Annotated in this window: 18 protein-coding genes, 1 tRNA gene and 1 pseudogene; 16 read left to right on the top strand and 4 right to left on the bottom strand. The window is 70.9% G+C overall.

The features are described from left to right. The 16 genes and pseudogenes from JJ683_RS04375 to gcvP form a co-directional block, all read left to right on the top strand. Nucleotides 1-1,059 (top strand): pseudouridine synthase (locus JJ683_RS04375; protein WP_242474404.1); only part of this gene is annotated, 1,059 nt, incomplete at its 5' end. 35 nt (nt 1,060-1,094) lie between these two features. Beyond that, nucleotides 1,095-1,766 carry a (d)CMP kinase gene (gene cmk, locus JJ683_RS04380; protein WP_200171764.1) on the top strand — a complete coding sequence of 224 codons (672 nt, stop codon included), beginning with the start codon at nt 1,095-1,097 and terminating at the stop codon, nt 1,764-1,766. A 95-nt stretch (nt 1,767-1,861) separates the two neighbouring features. Beyond that, on the top strand, nt 1,862-3,265 hold the full coding sequence (der, locus tag JJ683_RS04385; protein ID WP_200171766.1) for a ribosome biogenesis GTPase Der: 1,404 nt from the start codon (nt 1,862-1,864) through the stop codon (nt 3,263-3,265). A gap of 110 nt (nt 3,266-3,375) precedes the next feature. Beyond that, a tRNA-Pro gene (locus tag JJ683_RS04390) sits at nt 3,376-3,449 on the top strand. Nucleotides 3,450-3,707: 258 nt separating this feature from the next. Further along, a complete protein-coding gene (locus JJ683_RS04395) occupies nt 3,708-4,400 on the top strand; it encodes an NUDIX hydrolase (protein ID WP_200171769.1) in 693 nt (230 codons plus the stop codon). A 140-nt stretch (nt 4,401-4,540) separates the two neighbouring features. Beyond that, nucleotides 4,541-5,884 carry an NADP-specific glutamate dehydrogenase gene (gdhA, locus tag JJ683_RS04400; protein WP_200171596.1) on the top strand — a complete coding sequence of 448 codons (1,344 nt, stop codon included), beginning with the start codon at nt 4,541-4,543 and terminating at the stop codon, nt 5,882-5,884. 44 nt (nt 5,885-5,928) lie between these two features. Continuing rightward, nucleotides 5,929-6,549 (top strand): CDP-alcohol phosphatidyltransferase family protein, encoded by a 621-nt coding sequence (locus JJ683_RS04405; RefSeq protein WP_200171770.1) that lies wholly within the window; start codon nt 5,929-5,931, stop codon nt 6,547-6,549. Between the two features lie 6 nt (nt 6,550-6,555). Then, nucleotides 6,556-7,398 carry a DUF881 domain-containing protein gene (locus JJ683_RS04410; protein ID WP_242474405.1) on the top strand — a complete coding sequence of 281 codons (843 nt, stop codon included), beginning with the start codon at nt 6,556-6,558 and terminating at the stop codon, nt 7,396-7,398. Continuing rightward, the gene (locus tag JJ683_RS04415; protein ID WP_200171599.1) at nt 7,395-7,727 is read left to right on the top strand and encodes a small basic family protein; all 333 of its coding nucleotides are present in this window, start codon (nt 7,395-7,397) and stop codon (nt 7,725-7,727) included. The genes JJ683_RS04410 and JJ683_RS04415 overlap by 4 nt, the downstream gene beginning before the upstream one ends. Beyond that, nucleotides 7,720-8,589 (top strand): DUF881 domain-containing protein, encoded by an 870-nt coding sequence (locus tag JJ683_RS04420; protein WP_372435236.1) that lies wholly within the window; start codon nt 7,720-7,722, stop codon nt 8,587-8,589. Before JJ683_RS04415 ends, JJ683_RS04420 begins: the two co-directional genes overlap by 8 nt. Before the next feature lie 210 nt (nt 8,590-8,799). Then, entirely contained in the window at nt 8,800-9,177 is a 378-nt protein-coding gene (gcvH, locus tag JJ683_RS04425) for a glycine cleavage system protein GcvH (RefSeq protein WP_200171776.1), read from the top strand. A gap of 133 nt (nt 9,178-9,310) precedes the next feature. Next, nucleotides 9,311-9,793 carry an oxoglutarate dehydrogenase inhibitor Odhl gene (odhI, locus tag JJ683_RS04430; RefSeq protein ID WP_200171601.1) on the top strand — a complete coding sequence of 161 codons (483 nt, stop codon included), beginning with the start codon at nt 9,311-9,313 and terminating at the stop codon, nt 9,791-9,793. Nucleotides 9,794-9,825: 32 nt separating this feature from the next. Further along, nucleotides 9,826-10,518, top strand: coding sequence for a transcriptional regulator FtsR (gene ftsR / locus JJ683_RS04435; protein WP_200171778.1), 693 nt, complete (start codon nt 9,826-9,828; stop codon nt 10,516-10,518). Nucleotides 10,519-10,713: 195 nt separating this feature from the next. Further along, the gene (locus JJ683_RS04440) at nt 10,714-11,202 is read left to right on the top strand and encodes a bifunctional nuclease family protein (protein ID WP_200171603.1); all 489 of its coding nucleotides are present in this window, start codon (nt 10,714-10,716) and stop codon (nt 11,200-11,202) included. Between the two features lie 318 nt (nt 11,203-11,520). Continuing rightward, nucleotides 11,521-12,069 (top strand): annotated as a pseudogene (locus JJ683_RS04445) (MerR family transcriptional regulator); the annotation flags it as partial. Between the two features lie 24 nt (nt 12,070-12,093). Continuing rightward, entirely contained in the window at nt 12,094-15,015 is a 2,922-nt protein-coding gene (gene gcvP, locus JJ683_RS04450) for an aminomethyl-transferring glycine dehydrogenase (protein ID WP_200171606.1), read from the top strand. Between the two features lie 44 nt (nt 15,016-15,059). Here the strand turns inward: gcvP and JJ683_RS19405 are convergent, their stop codons facing one another. The 4 genes from JJ683_RS19405 to JJ683_RS04470 form a co-directional block, all read right to left on the bottom strand. Continuing rightward, nucleotides 15,060-16,871, bottom strand: coding sequence for a substrate-binding domain-containing protein (locus JJ683_RS19405; protein WP_200171608.1), 1,812 nt, complete (start codon nt 16,869-16,871; stop codon nt 15,060-15,062). A gap of 146 nt (nt 16,872-17,017) precedes the next feature. Continuing rightward, on the bottom strand, nt 17,018-18,118 hold the full coding sequence (locus JJ683_RS04460) for a hemolysin family protein (protein WP_200171610.1): 1,101 nt from the start codon (nt 18,116-18,118) through the stop codon (nt 17,018-17,020). Continuing rightward, nucleotides 18,115-19,608: a hemolysin family protein gene (locus JJ683_RS04465; protein ID WP_200171612.1), complete on the bottom strand. Its 1,494-nt coding sequence runs from the start codon at nt 19,606-19,608 to the stop codon at nt 18,115-18,117. Before JJ683_RS04465 ends, JJ683_RS04460 begins: the two co-directional genes overlap by 4 nt. A 355-nt stretch (nt 19,609-19,963) precedes the next feature. Beyond that, a complete protein-coding gene (locus JJ683_RS04470) occupies nt 19,964-21,379 on the bottom strand; it encodes a GuaB1 family IMP dehydrogenase-related protein (RefSeq protein ID WP_372435239.1) in 1,416 nt (471 codons plus the stop codon). Nucleotides 21,380-21,438 lie beyond the last annotated feature (59 nt).

The following is a 21,438-nucleotide window of genomic DNA, read 5'->3' on the forward strand; positions in this document are numbered from 1 at the left end:
GGCGAGGGCGGCCGGCCCGGCAGGGCGGCCGACGCCCCGCAACACGGCGGGCGCCCCGCGCGGAAAGCTGCGCGCCCCGGCAAGCCCGGGGCGGCGGGCAAGGGCGCCGCGCACAAGGGGAGCGCGGGCAGGAACAGCGCAGCCAAGAACAACACGGCCCGGGGCGCGGCGGCCAAGGGTGGGGCATCCAAGGGTGGGGCGCCGCGCAAGCCGAAGCCCACGCGGGCCAAGCGCGAACCGGCGATGCTGAGCTTCGCGCGCCCGGCGCGCAACCAGTCCGACGGGCCCGCCGCCACCTCGTTCGACGGAAGCTCCGGCAGCTCCAACGAAGGCGTGCGGCTGCAGAAGGTGCTGGCGCAGGCCGGCGTGGCGTCGCGCAGGGCGGCGGAGATCCTCATCGACCGCGGGCGCGTGGAGGTCGACGGCCAGATCGTCACCCGGCAGGGGATGCGCATCGACCCCTCCGAGTCGGTCGTGCGTGTCGACGGGGTCCGGATCGTGATCGACCAGGACATGGTGTACCTGGCGCTGAACAAGCCGCGCGGCTGGCAGTCGACGATGTCCGACGACCTGGGTCGGCCGTGCATCGGCGACATCGTCGCCGAGCGGGTCATGGCGGGCCAGCGGATCTTCCACGTCGGCCGGCTCGACGCGGAGACCGAGGGGCTCATCCTGCTCACCAACGACGGCGAGCTGGCCCACCGACTCATGCATCCGTCGTACGAGATCCTCAAGACCTACCTGGCCACCCTCGACGGCCGGATCCCCCGCAACCTGGGCCGGATCCTGGCGGAAGGCGTGGAGCTGGAAGACGGGCCGGTGCACGTCGACAAGTTCTCCATGGTGGACCTCGGCGAGACGCGCACCATGGTGCGCGTGGTGCTGCACGAGGGGCGCAAGCACATCGTGCGCCGGCTGTTCGCGGAGGTCGGCCACCCCGTGCTGGAGTTGGTGCGCACCGACGTGGGCCCCGTCTCCCTCGGCGACCAGCGCCCGGGCACGCTGCGCGTTCTGCGTGGCGCCGAGGTGGCCGAGCTCTACGCCAAGGTGGGGATGTGAGCGCGACGGCGCCGTCGGCGGCGCACCCGTTCGTGATGGCCATCGACGGTCCTTCGGGCACCGGCAAGTCGAGTGTGTCCCGCCAGGTGGCGCACCGGATCGGCGCCGGATACCTCGACACCGGCGCGATGTACCGCGTGGCGACGCTGCGCGTGCTCCGCGGCGCGGTGGACATCACCGACCCGGTGGCCGTCGCCGACTCCGTGCGCGGGCTGCCTGTGTCGGTCGGATCCGACGCGCTCGTCGAGGAGATCCTGCTGAGCGGGGAGGACGTCTCCGCGGAGATCCGAGGCGATGCCGTGACGGCGGCCGTGTCGGCAGTGTCGGCGGTGCCGGACGTGCGTTCGGCGCTGGTCGAGGTGCAGCGCGCCCTCGGTACGGCGCGGGAACGAATGGTGGTCGAGGGGCGCGATATCGGCTCAGTCGTGCTGCCCGACGCCGACGTGAAGGTCTTCCTCACCGCCACGGCCGAGGCCCGCGCGCACCGGCGCAACCGGCAGAACATCGCAGCGGCCGGCGGCGCGGACGACTACGCCGCGGTGCTGGAATCGGTCCGCCGGCGCGACCACCTGGACTCGACGCGTGCCGTATCGCCGCTACGACCGGCCGACGACGCGCGCGTGGTGGACACCAGCGACATGGGATTCGATGATGTCGTGCAACTCCTCACCGAGCTTGCGCGCGAGAACATGGGAGCAGCCCTATGAGCGACGATGCGGGCCGCGGCGGCGGCACCACCAGTACCGGCGACATCTACGCGCAGGGCACCGGCCGTCCGGGTTCCGTGGACGGCGGGGTGGCCATGGACGGCATTTGGAGCGACGAATCCGATTGGACGGCGCTCGACGCCGAGCTGGCCGAGGAGGCGGAGGACGACACCGTTCCGCTCCCGGTGCTGGCGATCGTGGGCCGGCCGAACGTGGGCAAGTCCACACTGGTCAACCGGCTGATCGGTCGGCGCGAGGCCGTCGTGGAGGACGTGCCCGGTGTGACGCGCGACAGGGTGGCCTACGCCGCGGAATGGTCGGGTCGCGGGTTCATGGTGCAGGACACCGGCGGTTGGGAGCCTGACGCGGTGGGGCTGCAGAAGGCCGTGGCACGGCAGGCCGAGACTGCCATGGCCGAGGCCGACGCGATCCTGCTCGTCGTGGACGCGACCGTGGGCGCCACCGCCACCGACGAGGCCTTCGCCCGGATCCTGCGGCGTTCCAAAACCCCGGTGCTGTTGGTGGCGAACAAGGTGGACTCGAGCCGCGTCGAGGCGGACGCGGCCGCCCTGTGGTCGCTGGGACTGGGCGAGCCGCACACGGTCAGCGCCATCCACGGTCGGCGCACGGGCGACCTGCTCGACCTGATCCTCGACACGCTGCCGGAGACGCCGCGCGACACGGCTGCCCCCGTCGGCGGGCCGCGGCGCGTTGCGCTCGTCGGCAAGCCCAACGTCGGCAAGTCGAGCCTGCTCAACAAGCTCTCCGGCGGCGAGATCTCTGTGGTGCACGACGTCGCGGGCACCACCGTGGATCCCGTCGACACGCTCGTGGAGCTCGGCGGCAGCGTCTGGCGGTTCGTCGACACGGCGGGGCTGCGGCGCAAGGTGCGGCAGGCCAGCGGCACCGAGTTCTACGCGTCGCTGCGGACTCGGTCCGCCATCGACGCGGCCGAGCTGGCGATCCTGCTCATCGACGCCTCGCAGCCGATCACCGAGCAGGACCTGCGCGTGCTGTCGATGGTGGCGGACGCGGGCCGCGCGCTCGTCGTCGTCTACAACAAGTGGGACCTGGTGGACGAGGACCGGCGCTATGAGCTCGACCGCGAGATCGACCGCGAGATGCACCGGGTGCCGTGGGCGCAGCGGGTGAACGTCTCGGCGCTCACCGGGCGGGCCGTGCAGAAGCTGGTGCCCGCCATGGAGACCGCGCTGGAGTCCTGGGACACGCGCGTGCCGACGGGCCGGCTGAACAACTGGCTCAAGGAGGTCGTCGCCGCTACTCCGCCTCCGATGCGCGGGGGAAGGCTGCCCCGCATCATGTTCGCCACCCAGGCGGGCACGCGGCCGCCGACGTTCGTGCTGTTCACGACGGGCTTCCTCGAGGCCGGGTACCGGCGGTTCCTGGAGCGGCGGCTTCGCGAGGAGTTCGGCTTCGCCGGCAGCCCCGTGCGGATCTCCGTGCGCATGCGGGAGAAGCGCGACCGGCGCAAGAAGTAGCGGAATCGCCGATCGGGAACGCCGCAGGTCGGGGGCCGATTAGCGGGTTGGGCCCCGCCTGCGGTACTGTTCTTCCTGGTGCTGCGGAGGGCTCGTTCCCCGCGGCGTCACGGGCTGTGGCGCAGCTTGGTAGCGCACCTGACTGGGGGTCAGGGGGTCGTGGGTTCGAATCCCGCCAGCCCGACGTTGTGCAGTGCCGGGACATCGCAGACGCGGTGTCCCGGCACTTTTCTGCATGCGATCCCGGGTGCATGTCCGGCCGCGCCGTTTCGCGCACCGGGTGCGCTGACCGAGCCGCGATCCCCCTGAAGCCTGTGCAAACTGCGCTGGGACCGGTCGAGGGTACGCAGGCCGTCCGCGGAGATCGGGCTACGCTCGGGCCATGGACCAGCGCGACACTGACAGCGGGGCATCAGGCCGCGGTGCGGCAGACCGGGATGACATGGACGGGCACGATTTCATCCCCGCGTCGCCGCGGCCCGCCGCCGGTGCCGGCAACGATGGTGCCGGTGTCCAGTTCGGCCCCGGCTCGGTCACCGAGGACGACGTCCGGCGCGCGGTATCCGCATTCGCGCGTCAAGAAGCGCGCCGCCCTGGCGAGCAGAGCTCCGTCGGATCGGCTGTTGCGCTGGCGGTGTCGACGCGCGACGGGGTGCCGGGCATCTGGTTGACGCGCCGCTCGCCGGCGCTGCGCAAGCACCCCGGCCAGTTCGCGCTGCCCGGCGGACGGATGGATCCTGGGGAGGATGCGCCCACTGCCGCGCGTCGCGAGCTCACCGAGGAGCTCGGTGTGGCGTTGCCCGACTGTGCCGTGCTGGGGCTGCTCGACGACTACCCGACCCGATCGGGCTACACGATGACCCCCGTGGTGTTGTGGGCTGGGGCGGACCGGGTCACCACCGCGAACCCGGGCGAGGTGGCGGAGGTGTTCTTCGTCCCGTTCGACGAGCTCGATGTGGAACCCCTGTTCGATCGGATTCCGGAGTCGCAGCGCCCGGTGATAAAGTTGCCGTGGCGCGGTGGATATCTTCATGCACCCACCGCGGCCGTGATCTACCAGTTCCGCGAGGTCGTACTGCACGGTGAGCACACCCGTGTGGCGGACTTCGAGCAGCCGGTCTTCGCCTGGCGCTGAAGGTCCGCGCGGCCTCGGCCAGGCCGGCGGCGCTCGGCGCCGGTTTCCGGCGACGGCCTCGTCCAGGATAGATTGATCGCTTGGTGCTTTTCGGAGCAATTCGAGTACAGATCGATAAGTGTGCTGAAAGAAGGTGACGTGTGACCGGTAATGGTCAGGTGAGCAGGATCTATGACGAGGTGGTCAAGCGGAACGCGGGCGAGCCGTTGTTCCACCAGGCCGTAGCGGAGGTCTTCGAATCACTGTCGGTGGTCCTCGAGCGCTACCCGCACTATGCGGACGCGGGCCTGATCGAGCGGCTGTGCGAACCGGAGCGTCAGATCATCTTCCGGGTGCCATGGCAGGACGATGAGGGCAACGTCATCGTCAATCGCGGTTTCCGCGTCCAGTACAACAGCGTCCTCGGGCCCTACAAGGGCGGCCTGCGCTTCCACCCCAGCGTGAACCTGGGCATGGTCAAGTTCCTCGGCTTCGAGCAGATCTTCAAGAACTCCCTGAGCGGCCTGCCCATCGGCGGCGGCAAGGGCGGCTCCGACTTCGACCCCAAGGGCCGTAGCAACTCGGAGATCATGCGCTTCTGCCAGTCGTTCATGACCGAGCTGCACCGGCACCTGGGCGAGTACACCGACGTCCCGGCAGGCGACATCGGCGTGGGCGGCCGCGAGATCGGCTACCTGTTCGGCCAGTACAAGCGGATGACCAACTCGTACGAGTCCGGCGTGCTCACCGGCAAGGGCCTGACGTGGGGCGGATCGCAGGTGCGCAGGGAGGCGACCGGGTACGGCGCCACTTACTTCGTCGCCAGCATGCTCGAGGCCAAGGGCACCGACCTCGCGGGCAAGAAGGTCGTCATCTCCGGCTCCGGCAACGTGGCCATCTACGCCATCGAGAAGGTGCACCAGCTCGGTGGCACGGCGATCGCCTGCTCGGACTCCTCGGGGTACATAGTGGACGAGCAGGGCGTCGACCTGGAACTGCTCAAGGAGATCAAGGAGATCAAGCGCGGGCGCATCAGCGAGTATGCGGAGCAGCGTTCCACCGCGCACTTCGTCGAGGGCGGATCCATCTGGGACGTCCCCTGCGATGTGGCGCTGCCGTGCGCCACGCAGAACGAGCTCAGCGGCGACGACGCCGCCACGCTGATCAAGAACGGCGTCCTGGCCGTCGCCGAGGGCGCCAACATGCCTACCACTCCGGAAGCTCTCAAGGCCTTCCGGGAGGCCGGTGTGGCGTTCGCCCCCGGCAAGGCCGCGAACGCGGGAGGCGTGGCCACCTCGGCGTTGGAGATGCAGCAGAACGCCTCGCGCGATTCCTGGCATTTCGAGTACACCGACGAGCGGCTCGCGGCGATCATGCGCGACGTGCACGAGCGATGCAGCGAGACCGCGCGCGAGTACGGTAAGCCCGGCGACTACGTGCTGGGCGCCAACATCGCCGGCTTCGTCAAGGTGGCCGACGCGATGTTCGCACTCGGCGTCATCTGACCGGTACGGTGACACCGCCCGGAGACGAGGCGGTGGGGGTGGAAATGTCGACGACGCAGGACGGTCGGAGGGCGGACAGTGGCCCTCTGACCGTCCCGAACCTCATCAGCGGGCTCCGCATCCTGGGAGTGCCGCTGTTCCTGTATCTGGTAGTGGGCGCGCACGCCGACGGGTGGGCCTTGGCGGTGCTGCTGGTCAGCGGCGCCTCGGACTGGGTGGACGGCAAGCTGGCGCGGCTGCTGGACCAGTACAGCCGGCTCGGCGAGCTCCTGGACCCGGTGGCCGACCGCCTGTACATGGCGGCCGTGCCCATCGCGTTCGCCGTGCGCGGCATCCTCCCATGGTGGGTGGTCGGCGTGCTCATCGCACGCGAACTCGTGCTTGCGGCCACGCTCCCGCTGTACCGCAGCCGCGGTCTGGGCCCGCCGGAGGTGCACTATCTCGGCAAGGCCGCCACCTTCACGCTCATGATCGCCATGCCTGTGCTGCTGGCGGGGTTCGGCGATTCGGCGGTGGCGACGACTCTGCACCCGTGGGGCTGGGCGCTGCTGATCTGGGGCCTCGGGCTCTACGTGTGGACGGGGCTGATGTACGTGGCGCAAGCGTGGTTGACAGCGCGCACGCTGCCGCGCGTGCACCGCGCGGCCGGCAGCGGGGCGCAGTGATCCGCGATGACCCTGCGCCGCAATCCGGAGCCGTCGCTACTGCGTTCGCTGCTGCATGACCACCTGGACCCCGGCTACGCCGAATCGGCGGCCGCGGGGCGCAACCGTCGTCGTGCCGGCGGGGTCTGGCTTGCGGGCGGCTGCCTTGTAATGGGCCTCGTGCTGGGTACCGCCGGCGCCCAGCAGCTGGACGAAGGCCGCGGCGCATCATCCGACGGACAGGCGGCGATCGTGGACCAAGTGCGGGAACAACAGTCCGCGGTGGACCGGCTGGTCCGCGAGCGCGACGCGGCGTCCGACAGCGCGGATGCAGAGCGGCAACGGGTGCTCGCAGGCGACTCGGCAGGCAAGGAGGTGCTCGACTCCCTCGCGCGTCTCAGCGCCGGTGCGGCGACCGTCGCGGTGCACGGCCCCGGGCTGGCGGTGCGCATCACCGAACCGGACGCGGGGGGCGACCTCAGCGACTCCGAGCGTCCGCGGCCCCGGCACGGACAGGTGGTGTTCGACCGTGATCTGCGCGCCGTCGTCAACGCGTTGTGGGCTGCGGGTGCGGAAGCGATGGGCATCGACGGGGTGCGCATCGGGCCGGGCACGGCGATACGGCAGGCCGGGGGCGCGATCCTGGTCGACAACCAGCCGGTGTCGCCGCCGTATGAGATCGACGCGATCGGGGCGCCGGACGCGCTCAGCGTGGACTTCGTGGACTCGGCCGCGTATCTGCGCATGCAGTCGCTGACCCAGCTCTACGGTGTGGAAGTCGCGTTCGAGGCCCGGTCGGACCTGCGTCTGCCGCGTGCTCCGGCGGTGGAACTACGGTATGCACGAGGCGACGAGGAAGGACCCCGATGATCGGCTTCATCGCACTGGTCGTGGGCATCGTGCTGGGCATAGTTTTCAGCCCGCAGGTGCCCGAGGCGTTGCAGCCCTACCTTCCCATCGCCATCGTCGCCGCCATGGACGCCGTGTTCGGGGGGCTGCGGGCCTATCTGGACAGGATCTTCGACCCCAAGGTCTTCGTCGTCTCTTTCGTGTTCAACGTACTGGTGGCGGCGTTGTTGGTGCTGTTGGGCGACCATCTCGGCGTGGGCACGCAGTTGTCGACGGCGGTGATCGTGGTCCTCGGCATCCGGATCTTCGGAAACGCCGCAGCACTGCGCAGGAGGCTTTTCGGTGCCTGAGAGATCCGACCGGCACGCGGAGCCGCAGGGCCCGGCGGAACACGCGGGGGACGGGGCCGTCCCGGACGGGCCGGAGGGGCGCCACGAGTCGGAGGGTCGTCACGAGTCGGAAGGTCGCCACGAGGCGCCCGCGCCGCGGGCGCGGGGCATGCTCGGGTGGCCGGGCCGGTCATCGCGTGTGTCCGCCGTGCTCGTCGCCTTGCTGTGCATGCTGCTCGGCGTGGCCATCGCCACCCAGGTGCGCGATACGGGTTCGGGTGACTGGCTCGATTCGGCGCGCCCCGCCGATCTGCTCGTGGTGCTCGACAACCTGCACGGCAAGGAGGCGTCGCTGCGTCAGGAGATCTCGACGCTGGAACAGTCGATGCAGTCGATGCAGTCGGTGGGCACGGACTCCCGCGAGGCGCTGGCGCAGTCCCGGCAGCAGCTCGACGCGCTCCGGATACTCGTCGGCGTCGCCCCCGCGGAAGGGCCGGGGGTGGTCGTCGCGGTGACGGATCCGCGCGGGGGCGTCGACCCGTCGGTGCTGCTGGACCTGCTCCAGGAGCTGCGCGCCGCGGGCGCGGAGGTCATCGCATTCTCCGGGGCCGACGAGGGCGACGACGTGCGGGTGGGCGTCGATACGGCGGTGACGGGCACGGCGGGGAGGATCGCGGTGGACGGCGTGCCGCTGACGGCCCCGTACACGGTGACGGCCATCGGCGACGGGCCGACGATGGCAGCGGCGCTCAACATCCCGGGCGGGGTGCAGGACACCGTCCGGCGGGCGTCGGGGGAGGTCACGGTGACCACCGAGGATCTCGTACGGGTCACCGCGGTCCGGAAGCCCGAACAGCCGCAGTACGCGCAGCCTGACGATTAGGGTCGAGGTGACGCGGGGCCCCGGCCCGTTGCGGATCGATGTGGAAGGGGAAGGCGCATGGTTTCGGGCGACAAAGACGGTGTACCGGGGGACGGTGTACCGGGGGACGGTGTACCGGGGGTCGGTGTACCGGGGGTCGGTGTACCGGGGGTCGGTACTTCCGGGGACGGCGCAGGAGGCGGGGCGGGCGGCGACGCGGGCGCGCCGGCCCTGCGGTATACCGCTGACCACGAGTGGGTGCGTCCGCTGGGGGAGGATCTCGTCCGGGTGGGGGTCACCGGTTACGCCGCCGGGCAGCTGGGCGACGTCGTCTTCGCCGACCTGCCCGCGGAGGGGGCCGAGGTCACTGCGGGCCGGGCTATGGCGGAGGTGGAGTCCACCAAGAGCGTGTCGGAGGTTTTCGCCCCGGTGTCGGGCCGGATCGCGGCGGTGAACGGCGCGTTGGACGCGGAACCGCAGCGCGTGAACTCCGACCCGTACGGCGAGGGTTGGCTGGTGGAGATCCGCGTGGCCGATTCGTCGGTTCTCCGCGCGGCGTTGGCGGGCATGATGGAGGTCGCCGCCTACGAGGCGTCGACGGGGACGTGAGTGTGATTGTTTCGTTTCGCCTGCGGCGCACCGGTCCGCGCGTCCACGATGTACCGTCGACACAGACGAGACCGATCGTGCGAGAGCGACTGCCGAGCAGGTGCGAGGTCCGGAGACGGACGAAGGAGATGCGGTGAGCGAGAACGACAAGAACGCGGCCTATGAGGCTCCGGCCGAGACCACTTCGGTGTTCCGTTCGGACTTCCTCAGCGAGGTCGACGGGTCGGGGCAGGCCACGGAGGCCCCGGTCAGCGGCGTCGAGGGTTTGCCGCAGGGGGCGGCGCTGCTGGTCGTCAAGCGCGGCCCCAACGCCGGCTCGCGGTTTCTGCTGGACCAGGACGCCACCTCGGCGGGCAGGCACCCGTCGAGCGACATCTTCCTCGACGACGTCACGGTGAGCCGCCGGCACGCGGAGTTCCGCAAGCACGGCGACGGGTACCAGGTAGTGGACGTGGGCAGCCTCAACGGCACGTACGTCAACCGCGAACCTGTGGACAGCGCCGCCCTGGCCAACGGCGATGAGGTGCAGATCGGCAAGTTCCGCCTGGTGTACCTGACCGGGCCGCGGGGCGGCGACGCGCAGGTCGAGGGTGCCGCGGGCGCGGAGGGCCGGTGACGGCAGCCGGCCGATCCACGGCACCGTCCGGGATGTCGATCGGCGCCGTGCTCGAGCAATTGCGCGGTGATTTCCCCGATGTGACCATCTCGAAGATCCGGTTCCTCGAATCGGAGGGGTTGGTCACCCCGGCGCGAACTGCGTCGGGGTACCGGCGTTTCTCGGTGGCGGACTGCGAGCGGTTGCGCTTCGTGCTCACCGCGCAACGCGACCACTACCTGCCGCTCAAGGTGATCAAGGAGCAGCTGGAAAGCATCGATGCGGGAGGCTCGGCGGTGGCGACGTTGCACCCGCCGCGCGCGTTGTCCATCGCGCCCGGGCTGGTGTCGCCGGAGGCGTTCCGGACGGGCCGGGAGGTCAGGGTCACGCGCGCGGATCTGTGCGAGCGCGTCGGCGTGGAGGACGCCTTCGTCACCCAACTGATCCGCGCAGGTCTCATCGTGCCCGGCTCGTCCGGGTTTTTCGACGAGGACGCGGTCACCGTCGCCACAACGGTGCGTGATATGGCCGGATTCGGCTTGGAGGTGCGCCACCTGCGCGCGTTCAGGGCGGCGGCCGACCGTGAGGCCGGGTTGGTGGCGCAGATCGCTTCGCCGGTGGCCCGTGGACGCGACGCCGGCGCACGGGATCGCGCCGAGGAGATCGTCCGCGAGCTCGCGGCGCTGTCGGTGACCCTGCACAGCTGCCTCGTCAAGGGCGCAGTCCGCGACAGCCTCGACGGCTGAGCCCGTGCGGCGCGGGTGCTGCTGACCGGCCTCCGGGTGGCCTAGACTTCAACTGCGGGCGCCGGTCGCAGAAGCCTCCCGCGGACGGCCATCACCCGAGTGTCGCGAGTACCGGCGGCGTCCTCGACCGGGGGCCGAGCACCTCGGGCGTCAGTGGCCTCGGACCGGTTTCGAGCAGCGAGAAAGGCGGGCGCAATGAGCGAGATGCAGCTTGTGGGCATTCGTGTGGAACAGCCCCAGAACCAGCCCGTGCTCCTGCTGCGAGAGTCGGAGGGGGAACGGTTCCTGCCTATCTGGATCGGCCAGAACGAGGCGGCGGCGATCGCGCTGGAGCAGCAGGGGATCGCGCCCGCGCGGCCGCTCACACACGATCTGATCAAGGACGTCATCGACGCGCTCGGCCGCACGCTGCTGGAGGTGCGCATCGTAGACCTGCGTGAGGGTACGTTCTACGCGGAGCTCGTCTTCGACGGTGACGTTTCGGTGTCGGCGCGGCCGTCGGACGCTGTGGCGTTGGCGATCCGGGTGGGAGTGCCGATCCTCTCGGACGAGGCGGTCCTCGAGGAGGCGGGTCTGGTGATCCCCGATGAGCGCGAGGACGAAGTCGAGAAGTTCAAGGAGTTCCTCGACTCCGTGTCGCCCGAGGATTTCAACCCCGGTGAGTCCGGCGGCCAGGAGGGCTGAGTGCGCAGAATGGCGGTCCGAACATCACGATTCGGCAACAGGTTCAATCTCAAGTAGAGGTTTAGGGTGTGTCGCGTTGAATCGGCCCTGCGATCCCCATAGCGTTCACTACGTCGATCCACAGCGAAGTGGTTCCGGTCAGGCGTAAGCTGTATGCGCTTGAGGTATCGGCGCGAGTGCGTTGCCGCAGGCGGTGGCGAGAGGGAGTGTCCAGTGGGCCAGAATCCTGAGAACCCTGCAGAGCAGAACCCCCATCGGGGCCTCCCCGGTGCGGATGTCGTCCCGCAGCAGACTGCTTCGCAGGATGCGGCGCCAACGGTGTCGCCGGGTGCGGAAGCGGCCCTGCCCCAATCCGAGATCGCGGACGAATTGGTCGGCTACCGCGGTCCCACTGCATGCCAGATCGCCGGCATAACCTACCGGCAACTCGACTACTGGGCGCGCACCTCACTCGTCGTCCCCTCGATCCGCAGTGCGGCAGGGTCCGGCAGTCAGCGCCTGTACTCGTTCAAAGACATCCTCGTTCTCAAGATCGTGAAGCGGCTGCTCGACACCGGGATTTCACTGCAGAACATCCGCGTGGCCGTCGACCACCTGCGCGGCCGCGGCGTCGATGACCTCGCGGAGATCACGCTGTTCTCGGACGGCGTGTCGGTGTATGAATGCACGTCCGCGGAGGAGGTCGTCGACTTGCTCCAGGGCGGTCAGGGCGTTTTCGGCATCGCGGTCAGCGGCGCGATGAAGGAGCTGTCCGGTTCCATCGCGGACTTCCCCGCGGAGACGGCTGTCGACGGCCACGCGATCGACACCCCGGAGGACGAATTGGCGGGACGCCGGAAGGCCCGGGCGAAACGGCGCATCGGCTAGCCTGCCCGCCCTACGATGCGGGGTATGGAGCAGGAGTTCATCGGACAGAATGCAGCCGTCGGCTCCGCGGACCTTCCGTGGGACTTCGCGCGGCGGCACATCGGCGCCGATGCCGGGGAGACTGCGCACATGCTCACCCGCCTCGGATTCGACGACGCCGATGCGCTGATCGCGAAGGCACTGCCACGCCCGGTGCGGGAGGCTCCGGGGGACGCCGGGGAGCAGCAGTTGCCTGCGGGCTGCGGCGAGGGCGAGATGCTCGACGAGTTGCGGGATATCGCCGCGCTGAACACGTCGCACGTTTCTATGATCGGCCTCGGCTACTACGGCACTGTCACCCCGGCGGTGCTGCGTCGCGGGATCCTGGAGAACCCGGCCTGGTACACCGCGTACACCCCCTACCAGCCGGAGATCAGCCAGGGGCGTCTCGAGGCGCTGCTGAATTTCCAGACGATGGTCGCGGAGCTGACCGGCATGGACATCGCGGGGGCGTCCATGCTCGACGAGGCGACGGCCGCCGCCGAGGCGATGACGCTCATGGTCCGCGCGCGCCGCGGGGGACACGGCACGGTGATCGTCGCCGACACGGACCTGTTCCCCCAGACTGCTGCGGTGCTCGTCACGCGCGCCGCGCCGCTGGGCATCGACATCGTGCGCGCGGACCTGCGCCGCGACGGCGTCCCCGACTGCGCACCGGCGGGCGTCATAGTGCAGACCCCGGGCGCCTCCGGGGTGCTCACGGACCTGGCGCCGCTCGTCGACGCGGCGCACGCGCGCGGCGCGCTGGTGGCGGTGGGGGCGGATCTGCTGGCCATGACGATGGTGCGGCCGCCGGGCGAGGATGGTGTGGACGTGTGCTTCGGCACCACTCAGCGCTTCGGCGTGCCGATGGGTTTCGGCGGCCCGCACGCCGGCTACATCGCCGTGCGCAAGGAGCACGTGCGCCGGCTGCCCGGCCGCCTGGTGGGCGTCTCGCACGACGTGGACGGGACGCCTGCGTACCGGCTGGCGCTGCAGACGCGCGAGCAGCACATCCGCCGCGAGAAGGCCACGAGCAACATCTGCACGGCCCAGGTGCTGCCGGCGGTGCTGGCGTCGATGTTCGCCTGCTATCACGGGGCCGAGGGACTCACAGCGATCGCGGAGCGGATCGCGGAGCGTGCCGAGGCGCTCGCGGCCGGTCTACGGCGACTGGGGGTGGAGGTGGTGCACAGGCACTTCTTCGACACCGTGCTCGCCCGCGTGCCCGGCGAAGCGCAACGCATCGTGGACCGGGCGCGCGACGGGGCAGGCCTCAACCTGTGCCTCGTCGACGCCGACCACGTCGCTGTCAGTTGCGACGAGACCACTACCGAAGGGCAGGTGGGCGCCGTCCTCGCATCGTTCGCGGGCGGTGACGCGCACCTGTACTTCAGTCTCAACGGTGCGCCGCTGGCCGGGGTGCCGTCGCGGACAAGTCGATTCCTGCAACACGAGGCGTTCACCCGGTACCGCACGGAGACCGCGATGATGCGGTACCTGCGGCAGCTCGCGGACAAGGACATCGCGCTGGACCGGAGCATGATCCCGCTGGGGTCGTGCACGATGAAGCTCAACGCCGCGGCGGAGATGGAGCCGATCACCTGGCCGCAGTTTTCCGGCACGCACCCGTTCGCACCGCAGGATCAGGCTCGCGGCACCCTCCGGCTGATCGCCGACCTCGAGCGATGGCTCGCTGCGATCACGGGGTATGCCGCGGTGAGCGTGCAACCCAACGCCGGCAGCCAGGGAGAGCTTGCAGGTCTGCTCGCCATCGCCGCCTACCACCGCGACAACGGGCAGGCGCAGAGGACGGTCTGCCTCATCCCGTCCAGCGCACACGGCACCAACGCGGCATCCGCGGTGCTGGCCGGACTGCGGGTGATCGTGGTGGCATGCGACGAGGCCGGCAACATCGACCTGGCGGACTTGAAGAGCCTGCTCGCCGAACACGGCGAGACCGTGGCGGCGCTCATGCTCACCTATCCGTCCACCCACGGCGTCTACGAGCAGTCGGTGGGCGAGGTGTGCGCCGCGGTGCACGACGCCGGCGGGCAGGTGTACATCGACGGGGCCAACCTCAACGCGCTGGTGGGGTTGGCCCGGCCGGGCCGTTTCGGCGGCGACGTCGGCCACGTCAACCTGCACAAGACGTTCTGCATCCCGCACGGCGGGGGCGGCCCGGGGGTGGGGCCGATCGGCGTGCGTGAGCACCTGGCGGAGCACCTGCCAGGACATCCGGTGGCGCCGCGGGCGCCGGGACTGCGCGGCGGCCCGGCGGTGTCCGCCGCGCCGTACGGGTCCGCGTCGATCCTGCCGATCAGCTGGGCTTACATCCGGATGCTCGGCGCAGAGGGCCTCCGGCGGGCCACGATGGCGGCGGTGGTCGCCGCCAACTACGTCGCCGCGCGGCTGCGCGAGCACTACCCGGTGCTGTACACGGGGGCGGGCGGGCTCGTCGCCCACGAGTGCGTGCTGGACCTGCGCGCGATCACCCGGGAGTCGGGCGTGACCGTGGAGGACGTGGCCAAACGGCTGGCCGACTACGGGCTGCACGCGCCCACCATGAGTTTTCCGGTGCCCGGCACGCTCATGGTGGAGCCCACGGAGAGTGAGAACCTCGAGGCGCTCGACGAGTTCTGCGACGCGATGATCGGGATCCGGCGCGAGGTGGACCGCGTCTCGGCGGGGGAGTGGCCGGCGGACGACAACCCGCTACGCGGCGCCCCGCACACGGCCGAATGCCTGGTGCGCGAGTGGACGCACCCGTACACCCGGGCCGAGGCGGTGTTCCCGTGGGGGACGGCGTCGCGGCGGCCCAAAATCTGGCCCGCGGTCCGCCGCATCGACTCCGCCTACGGCGACCGCAACCTCGCCTGCGCATGCCCACCTATGGAGGACATCGCGGAGTCACGCGACGGTGCGTGAACTGATCGATCCGGTCACGGCCGGGCGTCAGCGCTGCAGGGCAATCATCGCAGCAGGGTGTCGACGGCGCCGCCGAAAGCGGGCCCGGCGGACGACTGCACCTCGGTGACGGTGCCACCGGTGGCCGTCGCCACCGACCGCAGCGAGTCGATGTCCTCGTTGGGGCCGATGACGATGACGTCGATGCGCACCGGCCGAGCCGGGTCGCTTGCCTGGGCGACCGCGTCGAGCAGTGCCTGCGTGCTCTTGAACGACTGGTCGTCGTTGGGGCCGTCAGTGATGAGCAGCACCGAGTTGACCGCGCCGTCGACGTAGCCTTGCACGGCCGACGAATAGGCCGCCTGCAGGGATCGGTAGGTGTGCGTCGCGGCGCGCGGCCTGGCGGCGTCGAACCCGGTGATGAGCGCCTGGCGTCGCGGCGCGCCGCCGACCTCGTCGCTCAGCGTTCCCGTGGGCACGATCACTTGGTAGGGGCCGGATTCGCCGAGATCCGAACTATAGGCCCACAGGCCCACGCGGTCGGAGTCCGGAAGCGCGCCCAGCCGCTCGTCGAGGGCGCCGGTGACGTTGGACAGGCGGGATGCGCCGCCCTCGGCCACCCCCATGGACCCGGAGACATCCAACAGGATGGTGGTTGCACCGCCCGACGAGGCTGCGGCGGCGGCGGGTTCGGCGGGGGCGCCGACCGCGGCGCGGAGCGCCGCCAACGCCTCGTCCGCGGGCCCCGGGAGCACCTGCGCCGGGGGGACGCCGGTGAGGACGCCGTCGCTGTCGGCGGGGGCGTCGGCATCCGGGGCGCCGGGGACGAGGAAACCGTTCTGAACGAAGCGCGAGGCCTGCTCAGGCCGGGCGAGGAAATTGAGGAAGTCCGATGCCGCGGCGGCGACGGCCCGCTCGTCGACGACCTGTTCGCCGTCAGCCTGGCCGGTTCCTCCGGAGGGTGCCGCATCGGTGCCGGGGGCGGGGCGCAGCAGCACCGCGGGGTAGTCGACGACGGGGGTGGGGCCGACGGGTCGTACCGCGCTCAGTGGCGCCCCGGCCGAGCCCGAGTTGAACCGGTAGAGCTGCTCGGCGGTGGTGGGCACCGCCCGCACGCCCTGCGGCGCGTCGCCCTGCTGGAGCCCCTCGAGCACGTCGGCCGCGGTGGCGGCACGGTCGCCCGGGGCGCCGCCGACGAGCGCCGCGACCGCGGCCTGCCCTTGCGGCCCGGTGACCGCCTGTCCGGTGAGCGCGGTGCCGGTGGCATCGGGGCCCGCGTCGGCGATGGCCGCGGCGAGGGCCAGCTCGGTAGTGGCCGCGGCATCGGAGCCGGTGGGCATCGCGAGGCCGAGCGTCCCCGCGGACTGGCGGGCAGGCAGATCCTTCCAGGAGAGCCCCTGCAGCGTCGCCGCGGTGGCCTGCGGGGCCGCGAGCACGACGGGCGAGGCGGCCAGCGAGACCGGGCTGCCGTCGATCCGTTCCGGCGACGCGGAGCGCAGTGCGGCGACGTCGGCCGCGGACTGCGGCACCCACAGCGCCGGACCATCGCCGGGGGCGGCGATGGCCCGGCGTGCCGCGGATCCGTCCGCCTCGTGGATCCGCACCGACACGCAGTGGTCGCGGACGACGGGGTGCGCCGCGGAGTACGACTGCGCGAGGTCCGTGAGTACGGGGATGATCGACGGGGCCGCCGCGACCGGCACCGTGACGTCGCCGTTGACGCACGAGGCGGCGGCACGGTCGTCCGCGTCGCCGGCGTGGTCGCGCAGCGCCAGCCATCCGATCACCACCGCGACGACGACGATGACCGCGACGACGGCGAAGATCAGTCCTCGGCTGACACTGCGGTGGCCGGAAGCGCTGCGATGTCGACCCACGTGACTCCTGATCGTTCCTTGTGCCCCCGTCGGTTCTCCCCGCATGCCGAGTCTAAGGCGCGGGCCCCGGCGGGGCGTGGCGGCGCACCGGTACGGGCCCGGACCGGTGCGCCGCCGGCGCCGACACCCGCGGCGGCGTGGGGCGGTTACGCCGGATTCTCTGGCAGCGGCGGCTCGTACCGGTGCGTGGCGTCGCGGACGGTGCCGACGAACTCCTCGGCGAGGTCCTCCATCGCCACGATCCCCACCATCCGCGCCGGGCCCGTGTCGCCTACCCGGCGTGTGACCGCACCCAGGTGGCTGTGCGTGCGCCGCAGCAGGGTCAGCGCCTGATCGAGCGGCAGGTCATGCGGAACCCGCGGGAGCGGGCGCACCTCGGAGACCGGAATATGCGTGGACGGCGTCGTCGTCGGATCCAGCATCAGGTCAAGGATGTCCTTGACGTGCAGGTATCCGGCCAGCCTGCCGCCGGCGGCCCGCACGGGATAGCGCGAGAACCCCGTTGCGGTGACCGCGTCCTCCACCGATCCGAGCGTGGGTCCGCCCGGCGCCATCGGCACCGTGCGCACCTGTGCGGCGGGGATCATCACCTGGCCGACGGTCTTGTCGATGGTCGTCAGCGCGCGGGTCAGTCGACGGTGCTCCTCGGCGTCGAGGAGGCCCTCCATGCGGGATTCGCCGATGATCTCCGAGAGCTCCATCATCGACACGGTCGCGTCGAGCTCGTCCTTGGGATGCACCCCGAACACGCGCAGCACCAGGTTCGCCGAGAGGTTGTAGAACCTGATAAGCGGGCTCATCACCTTCATGAACGCGAGGTGCGCGGGCACGAGGATCATGGCCATCCGCTCGGGTCCCGCGATGGCGATGTTCTTGGGGACCATCTCGCCGAACAGGATGTGCAGGAACGCGACGATGAGCAGGGCGATCACGAACGCGATCGGATGCTGGACGTCGGCAGGGACCCCCATCGAATCCATGGGGCGTTCGAGGATGTGCGCCACGGCGGGCTCGGCGATCCGGCCGAGCAGGATCGAGCAGATCGTGATGCCCAGCTGCGCGCCGGCCAACATCATCGACAGGTGCTCGCTTGCGTGGATGACGGTCTTCGCACGCCGACGTCCCTGGGAGGCCAGGGACTCGAGCCGGTCGCGCCGGGCAGAGATGATGGAGAACTCGGCGCCGACGAAGAACGCGTTGCCGGCGAGCAGCACGAGCATCAAAAGAAGAGACCACAGATCGGTCATCGGTCGTCCTTCCCGCCGCGTGCCGCCCCGCCCGCGGTGCCGCCGGAATCGCGACCGGTGCCGCCCGTGGCAGCATCGCGGGTGCCGGCCATGTGATCGGCGTCATCCGTGCCGTCGGACTCGTCGGCCGGCAGCTCAGTGCTCAGCGCGACCCTGTCGATGCGGCGTCCGTCCATGCGTACCACCCGTGCGCGCCACACCTCGTGGTGCGCGCCCAGCTGGTCGCCCAGCGTCGGCTGCTCGTCGTCGAGCGTGGCGGCGATGGGCACGGTGATCTCCTCGCCCTCGGCCGGGATATGCCCGAACTCCGTGAGTAGCAGCCCCGCCAGAGTTTCGTAGTCTCCTTCCGGCAGGGGGAGCCCGATGGCCGCGGACACCTCGTCGATGCGCAGCAGCCCGGAGCACAGCCAGCCGTCCGCCGTGGGCTGCACGTCGGCGAGCGTCGCGTCATGCTCGTCGCGGACGTCGCCGAGGATCTCCTCGACGAGGTCCTCCATCGAGATCATCCCGGCGGTGCCGCCGTACTCGTCCACCACCAATGCGACCTGCATCCCGTGGGCGCGGACCCGCTCCATGACGGCGTCGCCGTCCAGACTGGCGGGCACGCTCGGCACAGTGCGCGCGATATCGCCCACGCTGGTGGTCGCGCGCGCATTCGCCGTCAAACCGAAGGCCTGCTTGATGTGGACGACGCCGATGGTCGCGTCCAGGTCGCCGTCCGTCACCGGAAAGCGCGAGTAGCCTGTCCGAGCGGCGAGTTCGACCAGGTCGGTGACGGTGTCGGTACGGTCGAGCGACTCGATCCGCACGCGCGGTGTCATGAGCTCGTCCGCGGTGCGTTCACCGAAGTTCAGAGACCTGTCGACGAGCAACGCCGTGCCCGGTGTGAGGGAGCCCTGCTTGGCGGAGTTGCGCACCAGCGAGCCGAGCTCGTCGGGGGAGCGGGCCGACCGGAGCTCGTCGGCGGGTTCGATCCCCAACCGCCGCACCATGGCGTTGGCCGTTCCGTTGAGGGCGTTGAGCGCCCACTTTCCGGTCAGGGAGAACCCCGCCTGCAGCGGCGCCGCGGCACGCGCGACCGCCAGCGGATGCGCGATCGCGAGGTTCTTCGGCACCAGCTCGCCGAGGATCATCGACAGGGACGTGGCGATGATCAGCGCCAGTGCGAGCGCGATCCAGTCGGCCGTCGAAGTGGACAGGCCCGCGGACACGAGGGGGCCGTGGAACAACGACGAGAACACCGGCTCGGCGATGAAGCCGGTGAGCAGGGTGGTGACGGTGATGCCCAGCTGGGCCCCGGACAACTGGAACGAGAGTGTGCGGTGGGCGTGCTGGACGATCCGTGCGCGACGGTCGCCGTCGCGGGCCTGGGAATCGACGGTGCTCTTCTCGAGCGCCGTCAAAGAGAATTCGGCGGCGACGAAGACCGCGGTGCCGAGCGTCAGCGCGAAGAAGCCGACGAGGCTGAGGACGGTGATGGCGATGTTCATCAGGCAAGCCGCCCCGGCATCTCACCCGTTGCGGGCCGGTGCCGTCCCGCAACGCGCTGTGTCGCGGCGACGGTGGTCCTGTCCCGTAGGCGATGGTGGCGACGAGGCGGCCACGGAGAAGGCGGATGTTCGTAGGGTCTGTGCGGGGGTGCCGTGGGCACCGTTACCTCGCTTTCGGCAGGGAGCCGGGGACCGCGTGGCCGGTCCGGACGGTTCCATGATGGCGGGCGCCGTCGGCAACTGTGCTGCTCGACGGCGGCGGACGGGCGTCCGGCCCGTTCCGTGCTTTGCAGTTTACCGGCTGGAGGCGGCGTCGGTCGTGAGTGGCGTCACCGGTCCGCCGCGTCGGCGTGTCTCACCAGCCGGAGTCGAGCGGCCGGCCCTCGGCGAATCCGGCCGCGGACTGGATGCCGAGCACGGCCTTGTCGTGCAACTCGGCCGGCGACCGGGCACCGGAATAGGTGCAGGTGCTCCGCACGCCGGCGCAGATGTGGTCGACCAGGTCCTCCACGCCGGGCCGCTGCGGGTCCAGCCGCATGTGCGAGGTGGAGATGCCCTCCTCGAACTGCGCCTTGAGCGCACGGTCGAATGCGTCGCGGCTGCGCGTGCGGGCCTCGACGGCCCTCTTGGAAGCCATGCCGAAGCTCTCCTTGTACGGCGTGCCGTCGGCCTCGTAGCGCAGGTCGCCCGGCGACTCGTGGGTGCCCGCGAACCACGAGCCGATCATCACGTTCGACGCGCCCGCCGCGAGCGCCAGCGCCACGTCGCGGGGATGGCGGATGCCACCGTCCGCCCACACGTGCCCACCCGCGTTGCGCGCGGCCGCCGCGCATTCGAGCACAGCCGAGAACTGCGGCCGGCCAACGCCGGTCATCATCCGCGTCGTGCACATCGCACCCGGGCCGACGCCCACCTTGACGATGTCGGCCCCCGCGGCGAGCAGGTCGCGGGTGGCCGCGGCGGTCACCACGTTGCCGGCCACCACCGGCACGCCCGGGGCGGCGGCACGGACCGCGCGGACGGCGTCGATCATCTTGTCCTGGTGCCCGTGCGCGGTATCGACCACGAGGACGTCCACCTCCGCGTCTGCTAGTGCCCGTGCCGTGGCGGACGCGTCGCCGTTGACGCCGATCGCCGCGGCGACGCGCAGGCGCCCGCGCCCGTCGAGCGCGGGCGTGTAGAGCTCGGATCGCACGGCGCCGGAGCGCGTCAGCACCCCGGCGAGCAGCCCCTCGCCGTCGACGAGCACGGCGAGCTCCTCGCGGGCGGCGGTGAGCCTGTCGAAGACGTCCCTCGGCGGCGTTCCCGCGGGCGCGGTGACGAAGTCCGCGGACGTCACGGCGCCGACCCGGCTGAAGCGGTCGACGTCCACGCAGTCGGCGGCGGTGACGGTGCCGACAGGCCGGCCCTGTTCGATCACGACCGCAGCACCGTGCGCGCGCTTGGGGATGAGCACGACCGCGTCGGCGACCGAGTCATCCGGTGAAAGGGTCACCGGCGTCTCGTGTACGGGGTGGCGGGACTTGACATCCCGCACGGTGGCGCGGAGGGCGTCGACCGGCAGGTCCTGTGGCAGCACGACCAGCCCGCCGCGGCGCGCGAGCGTCTCCGCCATCCGCCGGCCGGACACGGCCGTCATGTTCGCGGCGACGAGCGGGATGGTCGTGCCGGACCCGTCCTCGCAGGCCAGGTCCACGTCGAAACGCGAGGTCACGCCGGACCGCGCGGGAACCAGGAACACGTCGTCGTAGGTCAGTTCATACGGCGGCATCACGTCGGGGAAGCGCACGTGGCTCACCTTACGCACGGCGGCGGCCCCGCGCCGAGGCA

Origin of the sequence: Tomitella cavernea (genome assembly GCF_016599145.1) — a bacterium.
GTDB lineage: Bacteria > Actinomycetota > Actinomycetes > Mycobacteriales > Mycobacteriaceae > Tomitella > Tomitella cavernae.